Source organism: Lacipirellula sp., assembly GCF_965279485.1.
Taxonomy (GTDB): Bacteria; Planctomycetota; Planctomycetia; order Pirellulales; family Lacipirellulaceae; genus Lacipirellula.
In genome coordinates this window covers 2,162,350-2,175,709 of record NZ_CBDIIC010000002.1, presented here as the reverse complement: position 1 = coordinate 2,175,709, position 13,360 = coordinate 2,162,350, and the positions used below count along the sequence as shown (strand labels likewise).

At 62.5% G+C, this 13,360-nt stretch carries 9 protein-coding genes; 6 read left to right on the top strand and 3 right to left on the bottom strand.

Annotated features, from left to right (window positions below):
- Nucleotides 1–19: 19 nt before the first annotated feature.
- From ACQY7R_RS16395 to ACQY7R_RS16380, 4 genes are all read left to right on the top strand, one after another.
- Nucleotides 20–3,004, top strand: coding sequence for a sulfatase-like hydrolase/transferase (locus ACQY7R_RS16395; protein ID WP_428306648.1), 2,985 nt, complete (start codon nt 20–22; stop codon nt 3,002–3,004).
- Between the two features lie 273 nt (nt 3,005–3,277).
- Nucleotides 3,278–5,938 (top strand): PSD1 and planctomycete cytochrome C domain-containing protein, encoded by a 2,661-nt coding sequence (locus ACQY7R_RS16390; protein WP_428306647.1) that lies wholly within the window; start codon nt 3,278–3,280, stop codon nt 5,936–5,938.
- A 239-nt stretch (nt 5,939–6,177) separates the two neighbouring features.
- Complete coding sequence (locus ACQY7R_RS16385; protein WP_428306646.1) at nt 6,178–7,611, top strand: DUF1501 domain-containing protein; 1,434 nt, start codon at nt 6,178–6,180, stop codon at nt 7,609–7,611.
- 98 nt (nt 7,612–7,709) lie between these two features.
- The gene (locus tag ACQY7R_RS16380; RefSeq protein WP_428306645.1) at nt 7,710–8,093 is read left to right on the top strand and encodes a hypothetical protein; all 384 of its coding nucleotides are present in this window, start codon (nt 7,710–7,712) and stop codon (nt 8,091–8,093) included.
- Nucleotides 8,094–8,341: 248 nt separating this feature from the next.
- Here ACQY7R_RS16380 and ACQY7R_RS16375 read toward each other — a convergent pair whose 3' ends face one another.
- The 3 genes from ACQY7R_RS16375 to ACQY7R_RS16365 all read right to left on the bottom strand — a co-directional run bounded on the left by ACQY7R_RS16375 (nt 8,342) and on the right by ACQY7R_RS16365 (nt 11,487).
- The gene (locus ACQY7R_RS16375) at nt 8,342–9,889 is read right to left on the bottom strand and encodes a dockerin type I domain-containing protein (RefSeq protein WP_428306644.1); all 1,548 of its coding nucleotides are present in this window, start codon (nt 9,887–9,889) and stop codon (nt 8,342–8,344) included.
- 91 nt (nt 9,890–9,980) lie between these two features.
- Complete coding sequence (locus tag ACQY7R_RS16370; RefSeq protein WP_428306643.1) at nt 9,981–10,358, bottom strand: carboxypeptidase-like regulatory domain-containing protein; 378 nt, start codon at nt 10,356–10,358, stop codon at nt 9,981–9,983.
- 52 nt (nt 10,359–10,410) lie between these two features.
- Nucleotides 10,411–11,487, bottom strand: coding sequence for a DUF1559 domain-containing protein (locus tag ACQY7R_RS16365; protein ID WP_428306642.1), 1,077 nt, complete (start codon nt 11,485–11,487; stop codon nt 10,411–10,413).
- A 50-nt stretch (nt 11,488–11,537) separates the two neighbouring features.
- Between ACQY7R_RS16365 and ACQY7R_RS16360 the strand changes: the two genes are divergently transcribed.
- Both ACQY7R_RS16360 and ACQY7R_RS16355 read left to right on the top strand, forming a co-directional pair.
- Nucleotides 11,538–11,741 carry a hypothetical protein gene (locus ACQY7R_RS16360; RefSeq protein WP_428306641.1) on the top strand — a complete coding sequence of 68 codons (204 nt, stop codon included), beginning with the start codon at nt 11,538–11,540 and terminating at the stop codon, nt 11,739–11,741.
- A 590-nt stretch (nt 11,742–12,331) separates the two neighbouring features.
- Nucleotides 12,332–13,258: a PEP-CTERM sorting domain-containing protein gene (locus ACQY7R_RS16355; protein WP_428306640.1), complete on the top strand. Its 927-nt coding sequence runs from the start codon at nt 12,332–12,334 to the stop codon at nt 13,256–13,258.
- The last annotated feature ends 102 nt before the right edge of the window (nt 13,259–13,360 follow it).

Here is a 13,360-nt window from a genome sequence, read left to right as displayed (position 1 = left end):
ATTTTTACGGAATGACGCCATGCCGTCGTTGAATCTCGCCAAGCGCACGCAGCCTCAGGGGCCGACGTGGCGGACCTTGCGGTTTCGGCTTGCCGTCTGGAACGCCCTCGTCGTCATTGTCACGGCGCTCGTGACGCTGATCGGCCTTCGCCAGGGCGTGCGCTGGGCGCTCGTCCACGAACTCGACCAGGTGCTGATCGACGACGCACATGAGATCGTCCTCTCGATCAACTCGGTGCATCACGGCAATCTGGAGTCGCTGAAGATCGACCTGGAGCGCATGGCGCAGAGCCATGAGCATCGCGGCTGGTACGTGAAGCTGGTCGACGATCGCGGCGATCAGATGTGGGCGACTCAAGATGCGCGGCCGCGGCTGCCGCGGCCCAGCATTGAAGAGGACGCGACCCCTGTGACCTTCGAGGGGTACCGCATCGTCCAAATGCACGCTCCGCACGCGATCGACGGCGTCGCCGGCATCCGCGTCGGCGCTACGCTTGATCGCATCAACGAGGACATGGCGCGAATCGATCGTTGGGTGCTGCTCGCCGCCGCCGCCGTGTTGTTGGCCGCACCGATTGGCGGATATTGGCTTGCGTCTCGCGCCGTGCACACCCTGGGCGAGATCATCACTACCGCCGCGCGACTCCGCCCGAACCACCTTGAAGAACGTTTGATCATTCGCGGTTCAGGCGACGAACTCGATCAGCTTGCCGAGACGATCAACAGCCTCCTCGATCGCATCGCCGCTTACCTGAACGTGAAACGTGACTTTCTGGCGAACGCGGCGCACGAACTGCGGACGCCGCTCGCCGCGATTCGGAGTTCGGTGGAAGTCGCCCTCAACGGCGCCCGCTCTCCGGAAGAGTACGAAGACCTGATGGTCGACGTGATTGAAGAGTGCGGCGCGCTCGAGGCGCTCGTCAATCAGTTGCTGCTGCTGTCGGAGACCGAGGCAGAGCTTCCGGTAGCTCAGTTTCAACAGGTTGATTTGAACGAGCTGGCTTTCAAGGCCGTCGACATGTTCTCTGGCGTTGCGGAAGCTCGCGGCGTGAAACTGCGAGTCGGCCGGGTCGACTATGCGATGGTCGAAGGGAACCGCAGCCATCTCCGGCAGGTGCTCAATAACTTGCTCGATAACGCGGTGAAGTACACCCCTGCCGGCGGCGAGGTGACGGTTGAAGCGATTGTCGACGGGGCGAGCGTCCGGCTGAGCGTTGCCGACACGGGGGCGGGAATTTCGAACGAAGAGCAGCAGCATATTTTTCAGCGATTCTTCCGCGCGGAATCGGCTCGCACGCGCAGCCCTGGCGTCGGCGGCACCGGGTTGGGGCTTAGTATCTGTCAGTCGGTGGTTCATAATCACGGCGGCGAGATCGCGTTCAACAGTGCGATCGATCGGGGCACAACCTTCACGGTGACGTTACCGCTCGCCGACAACACGACCCCTGAAGAGAGTCCCTTCCAAGGTAGCGGCATGACACGCGTCGTTTCGATTCTGTTCGTTCTGTTTGCAACGCTCGCCAGCGTTGCGCCGCTGCAGGCTGCGGAACCGACCGGCGCCGCGCGGCCTAACATCGTGCTGATTTACGCCGATGATCTCGGCTACGGCGACGTCTCGATCAACGGCGGCAAGATTCCGACGCCGAACATCGACAAGCTTGCCCAGCAAGGGCTCTCCTTCCGCGACGCCCACTCCTCGGCGCCAACCTGCACGCCGTCGCGGTTTGCGTTGCTCACTGGGCAGTATGCGTTTCGCCAAGAAGGAACCGGCATCTTGCCGGGCGATGCGAACCTCATCATCAAGCCTGGCACGCCGACGATTGCGAGCCTGCTGCAGAGCGCAGGTTACAAAACTGGCGTCATTGGCAAGTGGCACCTCGGCCTCGGCGAAGGCAAGGTGAACTGGAACAAGCAGATCAAACCGAGTCCCGAGCAGATCGGTTTCGACGAGCACTTCATTATCGCTGCCACCGGCGATCGCGTGCCGTGCGTCTATGTCTCCGGCGGCCGAGTCGTCGATCTCGATCCGGCCGATCCCATTGAGGTGAGCTACGCCGAGCGAATCGACCTGTCGCCTTCCGGCGCCGAGCAACCCGAGAAGCTGAAGCAGCGTTGGTCGCATGGCCACGATCAATCGATCGTCAATGGCATCTCGCGGATTGGTTGGATGACCGGCGGCGAGCAGGCTCGCTGGATCGACGAGGAGATGGCCGACGTGATCTCAGGGCAGGGCGTCGAATTTATTGAGCGTCACCACGCTGAACCTTTTTTCCTGTTCTTCGCGACGCAAGATATTCACGTGCCGCGCGTTCCCCACTCGCGGTTTGTAGGCAAGAGCGGCCACGGGCTGCGTGGCGACGCGATCATGCAGCTCGATTGGACCGTCGGCCAAGTGCTCGACGCGCTCGAGAAGCACAACCTCGCCGACAACACGCTCGTGATCTTCAGCTCCGACAACGGTCCGGTGCTCGACGACGGCTACGTCGATCAAGCGAACGAGTTGCTTGACGAGCATGATCCCAACGGACCGTACCGCGCGGGGAAGTACTCGGCGTTCGAAGGGGGAACGCGCGTACCGTTCTTCGTCCGTTGGCCGGCGCGCGTACCCGCCGGTGGGACGACCGACGCACTGTTCGGGCAAGTCGATCTCGCGGCTACGCTGTCGGCGCTCGCCGGCGCGAAGATTCCGACTGGTGCTTGCCAAGACAGCCGCGGTGAACTCGACGCACTGCTCGGAGAAGACAAGGCAGGCCGGCCGCATTTAGTGCACGAAGGCCGCGACCCTCACTCGTTGCGGATGGGATCGTGGAAGTTTGTGCCCGCCGGCCCGTCTCGCGACAGCCTTAACCCCGGCCCGCCGACGAAGGTCGCCAAAGGGGGCGCACTCTACAATCTCTCCGCCGACGTCGACGAAACGACGAACCTCGTCGACAAGCATCCGGAGCAGGCCGAAGCGATGAGAAAGAAGTTACGAGCAATCGCAACGTCCCCCGACCGCTCGTAATGGGGCGCGGTTTCGCTAATCGCTCCAGTTTCACGTTGCGGGTCGGCGTGCGGCGAGCTGTTAGTTCCCAGTATCTTGTTACCGAAGTCGTTGCCTACTGAGGCATTGCAGCGATTTACTCGCCGGTCGCTTGGCTCGAGCGAACAGGCGCCGCCGCAAAAGGCGCTCGCGTCGGCGCCCCACCGCGGGTGTAGCTGGCTGCCCGTCGGTATATAATGACCCGGCCCGCTGGGCGCGAGGTGAGACCGTTCAAACCCCGAGGCAATGATCGCCATGCGGGATGCGTTGCGACGATTGAGGATTGTTAGTATCGCGCGGAGGCTTTGTCGCCGCGCTCCGCTGTCGTTGCTGGCTCTCTCGCTGTCGTCACTGCTAGTCGCCTCCTCCGCTCGCGGCGAAGAGGCCGCGCTCGATCCCGCGGCGGTCGAATTCTTCGAAACCCGCATCCGCCCCGTGCTGGTCGAGCATTGCTATTCGTGCCACTCCGCCGCGGCTGGTTCGCCGAAGGGCGACTTCCGGCTCGATTCGGCGGAACTCCTGCGCAGCGGCGGCCCCGGCGGCGCGGTGATTGAACCCGGCAATCCCGCCGAAAGCACGCTCATTTCAGCGCTCAGGTACGAGTCGTACGAGATGCCCCCGTCGGGCAAGCTCTCCGACGAGATCATTGCCGACTTTGAACAATGGGTGGCGATTGGCGCTCCCGACCCGCGCACCGAAGCGGCTGCCGCCGATGAAGCTCCAACGGTCGACCCGCGCAAACATTGGTCGCTGAAGGCCCCGCAGAAATCCGCGGCGCCTCCGGTGAATGATCGCGCATGGACGCGCACCGTGATCGATGCGTTTATTCTCGCGCGGCTGGAAGCGGCGAACGTCAAACCATCGCCGGCAGCCGAACCGGGGACGCTTCTCCGTCGATTGCACTACGATCTGACCGGCCTGCCGCCAACCGCCGCGGAGTTGGAGCAGTTTGCCGCGAACTCCAGCGACGCCGAATACGAACAAGCCGTCGACCGCTTGCTCGCCTCGCCGCAATTCGGCGAGCGGTGGGGCCGTTACTGGCTCGACGTTGCTCGCTACGCCGATACGAAGGGTTACTGCTTCCAAGAAGACCGCAACTATCCCAACGCCTTCAAGTATCGCGACTGGGTGATCGGCGCCTTCAACGGCGATATGCCATTTGACCGGTTTATCGTCAATCAGATTGCCGCCGACCAGTCGGGTGATCCGAACGCTGCGGCGGCGAGCGGATTCCTCACGCTCGGCCGGCGGTTCCTCAACGACGCGCAGCTGATCAATGACGATCGCATCGACTTGATGACGCGCGGCCTGATGGGGCTGAGCGTCGCGTGCGCTCGCTGCCACGATCACAAGTACGACGCGATTCCCACGGCCGACTATTATTCGCTCTACGGCGTGCTGGCGAGTTGCACCGAAACGCCGCGCGACGATCTGCCGGCAGCGATGGCCGACGCCCCGCAACCCGCGACGCAGCACGTCTTCCTCCGCGGTAACAGCGGTTCGCCCGGGCCGGAGGTGACGCGGCACTTCCTCAGTTGCTTCGCGGAAGGCGAGCCGCAGCCATTTCAAAACGGCAGCGGCCGACTCGAACTCGCCAACGCGATCGCCAGCCGCAACAATCCGCTCACGGCCCGCGTGTGGGTGAACCGTGTGTGGGGCAAGCTCCTCGGCCGCGGTATCGTGGCGACGCCGAGCGATTTCGGCGTCCGTGGCGAAGCGCCGACGCATCCCGAACTGCTCGATTGGCTCGCTGTTACCTTCATGGATGAGTCGTGGTCGACGAAGCGGCTCATTCGCCGCATCGTCATGTCGAATGTCTACCGCCAGTCGAGCGCTCCGCGGCCCGATTCCCACGAGGCCGACCCGACGAACGCGCTGCTGGCCCGCATGAATCGTCGCCGCCTCGATATGGAGTCGCTCCGCGACGGCTTGCTGCAAGCCGCCGGCCGCCTCGATGTCACGATGGGTGGTCCATCGGTGCAGCTCACGACTGCTCCGTATTCGAATCGCCGCGCGATTTACGGCTTCATCGAACGCCAGAACCTGCCGGCGTTCTTCCGCACGTTCGACTTCGCGAATCCGAACACCCCGGCCGCGGCCCGTCCGCAAACGGCGTCGCCAAGCCAGGCGTTGTTCATGCTCAACAGTCCGTTCGCGACCGAGCAGGCGCGGAGCCTCGCTGAACGGAGCGCCGCGGTTCCCGAAAACTCGCCGCCGCTGGCCGACACCGATCGCGTTTCACAGCTTTACCAGTTCGCGCTGGGCCGCAAGCCGAGCGTCGAAGAAATCGCCGAGGCCGCCACGTTCGTCGCCGCCGGCGCCGAGGCCGATGCGGCCGCGCAGGTCGCCTCGCAGCCGCGGTGGCAGTATGGCTATGGCACGTACGATCCGTTGAGCGATCGCGCCGACTTCCATCAGTTCCCGCACTTCGCAAACGGAACCTGGAACGGCGGCGAGGCCTTCCCTGATGTCGAGACCGGCTGGGCGATGCTCAACGTCCAAGGGGGGCATCCGGGCGACGCGACCCACGCCGCGATCCGCCGGTTCACCGTCCCCGCTGCCGGCACGCTGCGGATCGAAGGCGAACTGCAACGGCACGCCGCCGAAGGGAACGGCGTGTTGGGGCGAATCGTCTCCAGCGCCCGCGGCCGCGTCGGCGAGTGGCACGTCCCGACCGGCGGCAGCGCGACCGGCGTGGAATCATTCCCCGTCAGCGCGGGGGACACGATCGACCTGATCGTCGATTCGATCGAAACAATCATCACCACGATACGTTCTTTTGGAAGGCGAACATCACGCTCACCCGGGAAGACGGCACGGTGGAAGCTTGGAGCACGCTCGACGGCATCGACGGTCCCCGGCCCGCCACGCCGGCGCCGCTTGATCGCTGGTCGCAGCTGGCGCAGGTGCTGTTGATGTGCAATGAGTTTGCGTTTGTGGATTGAGATCGAATTTTGTGGAGACTTGCGCGTCTCTCGCAAAGACGCCAAGGCGCAAAGATACGCGAAGAAGAATGCGATGAACGTGAGCAAACTATAGATGAAGCTCAGTTGAAAACTGTGTGAGTCGCGTGTTTAGTATTTGATTTCTTTGCGTTCCTTTGCGCCTTCGCGACTTTGCGAGAAACTAACGGCCTCCAAGCAAAGCAAAAGACCATGCCACACCAACCACGCCCGGAACATCTCGCTCTCACTCGTCGCGAGTTGCTACAACGTTGCGGCATGGGGCTCGGCGCGCTCAGTCTCGGCAGCATGCTAGCCGGCGAAGCGTCGTCGGCTGAGATCGCTAATCCGCTCCTGCCGCGGGTCGCGCATTTCCCGGCCAAAGCAAAACACGTCATTCATCTCTTCATGAACGGCGGCCCGTCGCACATCGACACGTTCGATCCAAAGCCGCTGCTCAATAAATACGCCGGCCAAAATCTGCCGACGCAAAATCTCGCTACTGAGCGCCCCACCGGCGCCGCCCTCGGCTCGCCGTTCAAGTTCAAGAAGTACGGCCAGAGCGGCATCGAGGTGAGCGAAATCTTCGCGAAGACCGCCGAATCGATCGACGACATCGCCGTCATCCGCTCGATGCATGCCGACGTGCCGAATCACGAGCCGTCGCTGATGCTAATGAACTGCGGCGACGCCCGGCAGATTCGCCCCAGCCTCGGCTCGTGGGTTTGCTACGGCCTAGGCTCGCAAAATCAAAATTTGCCAGCGTTCGTCGCGATGTGCCCCAACGGCTATCCGATCCAGGAAACGCAAAACTGGCAATCGGGCTTCCTGCCCGGGGCGTTCGAAGGCGCCTACCTCGATACGCAGCACACGGCCATCGAGCAGCTCATCGAGAACATTCGCAACGAGGCGATTACGCTGCCGCGGCAACGCGAACAGCTTGACTTGCTCGCGAAGCTCAACCTCCGCCATCAGCAAGCTCGCCAGGATGATGCCGCGCTTGAGTCCCGCATCCAGTCGTACGAACTCGGCTTCCGCATGCAAACCGAGGCGGCCGAGGCATTCGACGTCAGCCGCGAGCCGCAGTACATCCGCGACATGTACGGCCCCGGCACGCAGGCGCGGCAAATCCTCATCGCCCGTCGGCTCGTCGAGCGCGGCGTCCGCTTCGTGCAAGTGTGGCACGGCGAAGGGCAGCCGTGGGACAGCCACGACGACCTTGAGATCATCCACCGCAAGCTCGCCGGCGAGTGCGATCAGGCAATCGGCGCGCTGCTCGTCGACTTGAAGCAGCGCGGCTTACTCGATGAGACGCTCGTCATTTGGGGCGGCGAGTTCGGCCGCACGCCGTCGGTCGAATTACCGACGGCCGGCGCCAATCAAGGCAAGGTCAACGGCCGGGACCATAATCACTACGGCTTCACCACTTGGCTCGCTGGCGGCGGCGTGAAGGGGGGCCAAGTCTACGGCGCCACCGACGACTTCGGCTTCAAAGCGGTCGAGAACCGCGTCCACGTCCACGACCTGCACGCGACGATCTTGCACCTCCTGGGCTTCGATCACGAGCGCCTCACCTACCGCCACGCCGGCCGCGACTTCCGCCTGACCGACGTCCACGGCCAAGTGGTGAAGCCGCTGATTGCCTGAAGTAGCCGCGGGGCAACGCCCCCGCCGGAGCGTCGCTCACAACGGCGAACCCAACCAAGCGAACAAAGTTCTCGCCCCTCGTATCTTCCGAACAAACGATGCCAAAGAAATCAACAATCCTGCAGTGGACGCCTCTGTTGGCTCTGTGGCTCGCGATGGGCGTTTACGGACGGATGAAGCTGCGGGCGGAGATTGGCCATCCAAACTACGGAGATGCTTGCATCGACGTGTTCTTGACCGGCGGCGATCAGTCGCAACAAGCGGCGCTAGTTCAGTGTCTGAACGAGGAGTTCGCGGGTAACACGGACGCTTCGATAGAGAGTCACGCGTACAACGTGCCACTACTCCGAACAGGCCTCGTGAAACTTAGTTACTCTAAGAGCAATCCTCTGGATGCGACATTCGTTGCTGACAAGATCGAGCGGCGATTCCCAGATATCCAGCCGGCTATTTTCGATTCTGTCCTGGCCAAGGATGAGTAGCGACGCTCACTCGAACATCCGCTGCAATATCCGCTTCGAATTGCCGCCGCGTTATTGCAGATCGGCAGGTCAGCGCTAGGTTGAGTGGCGGCTCGACTAGGATTTGACAGGATCACAGGATTTCGCGGATTGGATGGATTGATTGCAGCCCGAGGTCGCTACACGCTGATCAACTTTGGCGTTTACTGTAAATCCTGTTGATCCTCCCAATCCTGTTATCCTGTCAATTCTTCAATCAACTCAGCCATCTATGCCGTGCAGCGGCGCGCTGCGAGCAGCCCGCCCAGCGCCACGCTTGCTAGCGCTATCGTCGCCGGCTCAGGTACGGCGCTAACTGCGGCGATGCCGGGCGCCGGGCCGCCGAACTGGCTCTTCCAGATCGTGAGATCGGCCGCGTCGACCGCGCCGTTGCCGTTGGCGTCGCCGACGCCGTTGTTCGTACCCGACCCGAACCCGCGCTGCCAAATCAAAAAGTCCTTGCCGTCCACCGTGCCGTCGTTGTTGAAATCGGCGTCGTCGATGGCGAGCGTTTCGGAACTGAGGCCCACGAGCACGACGTCGGTCCCGCCGCTCCCCGCGACGGCCGCCACCGAGCCGGCGACCGGATCGGTCCAGGTGATGTCGCCCGTATAGCTGATCGTCCAGTTGTACTTCGTGTTGCCGAACGTCGCCGAAACGGTGTCGCCCTGGCGATAGTGGACGGAGCCGGCGGCGTTCGAGAAGACGCGATCGTCGTTGAAGACGGCATCGCCGTCCAAGTCGCCGGTGCCGTTGATGATGCCGCTGAACGTGCCGCCGAAGTTGACGTCGAACAGCCCGAGATTCTGCGGCACGCCCACCGTGAGCGTCGGCGCCGAGTCGAGCAAAAGTTCCAGCCGTGAGGAGCGCGTGCCGATGCTGTCCGCATCGAGACCGTTGTTGATGGTAAGGTTGCGGTCGACTTGAATCGGCCGGGTGCCGCCGTTTTCGAAGTGGAACTCGACCGTCGCGACGCCCGTGGTGATGCCGTCGCCGTTGTTGCCGTCGGCGGCGAGCGTGAAGTCGAACGTGCGAACATGCCCAGCCGTCGTCGGGTTGTGCATGATGAACCGGCCCCTGCCGCCAGTGCCGTTGGTTGAGCTGCCGGCCGAAAGGCGAATTCCCTGCGTGCCGCCCGCCTGCTGCACTTCGAGGACGCCGCCGCGGTAGTCGTAGGTGCCGTTGCCCCAGCCGGAGGTTTCGCGCTGGCCGAGATCGAGCGTCGCCGTTGGCAACCGCAGCGAACCGCCCGTCTGCACGATCTTGCCGAGGTTCGCCGCTTCGGCAGTACTTCCCGAGCGGCCGATGATCGTTGTGCTTTCGATGACGAGATCGCCGCTCTTGATGGTGAGGATGTTCGTGTTGGTTTGATTGCGGGTGATGTAGAGGCGGTAGATTGTCTCCGGGCCGTAGTCGCGCATGACGCCAGGCGTCGTGACGAGCGGCGAGCCGGTGGGGAACGTCACGGAACTGGCGGCGGTGAAGAAGGGATCGTTCGCGGGATCGTAGACGACGCCCTCGCCGGTGAGGTTCCAGGCGCCGGCCGTGCCGATGTTGATTTGCGTGTCGCCGCTGGCGATCGGATCGATCGGTGGCAGGACATTGTTGGCGTTGCTGTTGGCGTTCCAGTTGACGGGATCGAACCACCATTGGGTGTTGGCTTGGCCGTCCCAGGTGATGGCGGCGTGGGCGGCAGGAGCCGGCGACAGTATGGCGAGTAGCCCGGAAGCGAACAATCCAAAAAGCTTCGTCGATGGCGAGCCTTGGTGCGAAAGCATGCGTGATGTCTCCGGACGATGAGATGGCATTGATGAGAGTCAACCGAGCGGTCTGCTGGGAGGTCAGCGAGGCCGCCGATCGGAGTTGGTTTTACGTGGGATCGAGTTGTAGATTGAGTTCCTGCGATTCGCCCGCGGCGACGGTGAGAGCAATGCCGGACGCAGTTCGTTTCGCATAGCGCGCGGGGATAGTCGCCGGCATTTGCCCCATGTCGCCGCGATCTTCCGTGATGGTGACGTAGTATTCGCCAGGTTCGATGCCGTCGTCGGCTGTGGCTCCGCCTAGCTGGAAGGCTCCGTCGGCATCGGTGACGGCGCGAGCCCATTTGCCTGTTGCATCGGAGCGTGCGGTGACGGTCGCGCCGACGAGCGGCGAACCATCGGCGCGAGTGATTTGCCCGCCGATCGAGGTGCGGAGCGAATCGCCGCAACCCGCGCACAGCATGAGCGCGACTGCGAGCGACGGCATTCGGTGCTTTAACAGGCTCCAGAACATGAATAGCCTTCGCTCAGAAAGAGCACTACGGCCGGCAGCTTGTAGCTGTGCCGTTCAGAGCGTACAAATCGTCGCCAGCCCGCGTTGCCATGCGATCGAGCACGGGCAAGTCGGTCTCCTTGGAAACGGACTGCACGCTGCCATCGCACATGACGAAAAGCACGATGCCGGAGTGAACGCCGCCGAAGCCGTTGTCGCCTCCCTCGGCTTTGTTCAATTCGCACTTTTGGCAGAATCCGCGACCTTCGCCAAGCATGATGGCTGCATTGTGATCGCCATTGAAGGAGTGGCCCGCTTCCGAAGCGTAACGGCCGACCTCGCCGCCTAGCACCGTAAGCGACGTACCGTCGGTGACGTTCTTGAGCGCCGTCATCCCTTTGAAGCCGATGACGCCCCGATTGCCGGCGCCGCCGAAGCGGACTTTGCTTCGGTCGCACTGCGGAATGGCTCCATCGGCATAGTGGCCCATGCCGCCATCAAAGTCGGTGACTTGAATCAGTGTTCCTGCATCATTCGTGGCGAAGACTGGGCAGGTCGAACCAAGCACTGCTCGGTAGTCCGCCAGCGCTCCAGAGTAGCCAACCGTTGTGCCGGGGATCTCCGGGTCGCCGCGAACGTGAGAATGTCCGTCCTGTGGAATTTCCGGGACCAGGATCGCGCGATTCTCGTGAGACTGCGACGGACAGTAGTACGCTTCGACGCTAACATTCCGCGTTGCGAGTGTTTGGTCGTAGTAGCAACCGAGCTGCGAGTTCCACAGTTTCTTGACGCTCGCTTGCTCCATGTAGTCGAGGATCAGCGCCAGCCACGTCTGCTGGCCATCTGCCACGCGCGACGGCGGCAGTTCTCGCCGCGAGTCGTGGTAGTTTTGCGTCGCTAATCCGACTTGCTTGAGATTGTTCTGGCACTGTGTCCGTCGCGCGGCTTCGCGGGCGGCTTGCACGGCCGGGAGCAGCAACGCCACAAGCACGCCGATGATCGCGATCACCACTAGCAGCTCGACGAGCGTGAAGGCTCGCGCCGCGATGGCGCATCTTGCCCGCCGAACCTCAGGAGGCTTGCCGCCACCGGTGGCAGTTGACGCCGGTGCAGATTGGTCCATGGAAATCCTCTGCGCTAAGCGATCTCCGTGCGCATTCGCGAACTGACGCGATGTCGCGTCAGCACGATGGCATGGAGTTAGGGAGTCGAGCGATCTTCGGCTACGACAACGACGAGCAGGTCGGAATCGACGTACTATTGGAAAAGGATTGGTCGGGCGTCGAGCTTGTTAGGCTGCGGCCCGTTCAATCGCGTGCATCATGCAATCTAATCAGCGAACGACGGCACACCACCGAAGGCTTGCCGCTGCCGTGATTGATCTTCGCTGTGGCGAGGTTTGCAGTCTAGTGTCATTTATTGCAACATTGGTCCGAAATTACGCACGTCTGTGCGATGCTGTCTGCGGCGTGGATCAGCGAATCGAGCAACGCGGTGGCGAGGCTTCGCGAATGCATTCCGTAGAGCAGTTCCGCAGACTGCGAGCAGGCAAGCGAAGTGGTTCAGTCGGCTTCGCTCATGCGCGGCCGAAATGTCGAGAATTTCGCCACCAAGCGTCCGCGATCGTGGCGTTGCGTGTCATCGTGGTTAACTCAATGCACTGGCGCCATCATTGCCAATTGCCTAAAAAATAAGATTGGACGGTGCGGAACTTCAGTTTCGCGACGTAATTGCCATGGTGTTGCGTCTTTTCGGAATAACATTGCAACATTGGCTACTTGGATGCAGAAGTCCCGCGAATAGACTGAACGCTGCAGTCGCCAGTGCGGACGCTACTTCTCCATCTTCTCTGCAGCGGTCTTGCAGCCCCTCGACGCTCAGCACGACGCGAGCCTCAGGACTTCAAGTCGCGCCGATTGGTTCGCACTCGGCATCTCCTTGGTTTCTCATCTCTGGGAGGGACGCTCATGCACGTTACGAATTGGCGACTCGCTGCGGCGGGTTGTCTGCTTTTCGGTCTCTCGTCAGCGGCTAATGCCGCGATTCTAGTGAACGACCGCTGGGTCGACGGAACTGACTCGGATCCGGCATCGCCCATCTACTCCGAAATGGGCGTCGACGCCGACTCCGACACCGATCTGGAAGCGGCCTGGTTTCAGGGGGGCGGCGGCACGCTCGATCCCACCGGAGGCGGTGGACCGCTGGCAGGCTCCGTTTCGACCGGGTCGTCTTCATGGACGACCTACTTCACGCCCGAAGCTTCGCCCGTGACGCTGGCCAACACGGGTGATTCGCTTCGGGTCACTTGGACGTTCACGCCGCGCACCGTCAACGCGGGCAACACGAGCCAAGATTTCCGACTCGCTGTCGTCGATAGCCCTGCCGCGACTCGGCTAGCAGCGAATGGCGCTCCCGGCTCGGGAACCTATAGCGGCTACTCGATGTTCATGAATATGGGCCCGACGCTCGGTAACAGCAATCCCTTTCAGCTGCGTGAGCACGACGGCAACGGCGCCCTCCTAAGCGGCAGCGGCGACTGGCTCGCGCTCGCGAACGGCGTCGCCACCGGCGCGACTGGTTACGGGAGCGACACGCAGTACACGTATGTGATGACGCTCACTCGCAATGCGTCGAGCGGACTGGACATCGTCAGCACGATGAGCGGCGGCAACGTCGGCGGCGCCGGCACGGCGACCGTTGGCTTCACCGATACGACGCCGAGCTTCACGTTCGACACGTTTGCATTGCGGCCATCGAGCGCGAGCGGCACGGCGGCTCAGTTTGATACGAGTTTGTTTCGCGTCGAGTTTACGTCAGTGCCGGAACCAGCGACGTTAGGCCTGTGCGGGCTGGCGACGCTGGCTGCGTTGGCGGTCGCTCGGCGTCGTCAGTAGACATTTCGGGTGCCACTGGCAAGATGCCTGTGGCACCCATTGTGATGTCTCCCGAAATCCATGTGTGAAACTTTTGCACGATACCTTCAGCGGGTTGAGGTC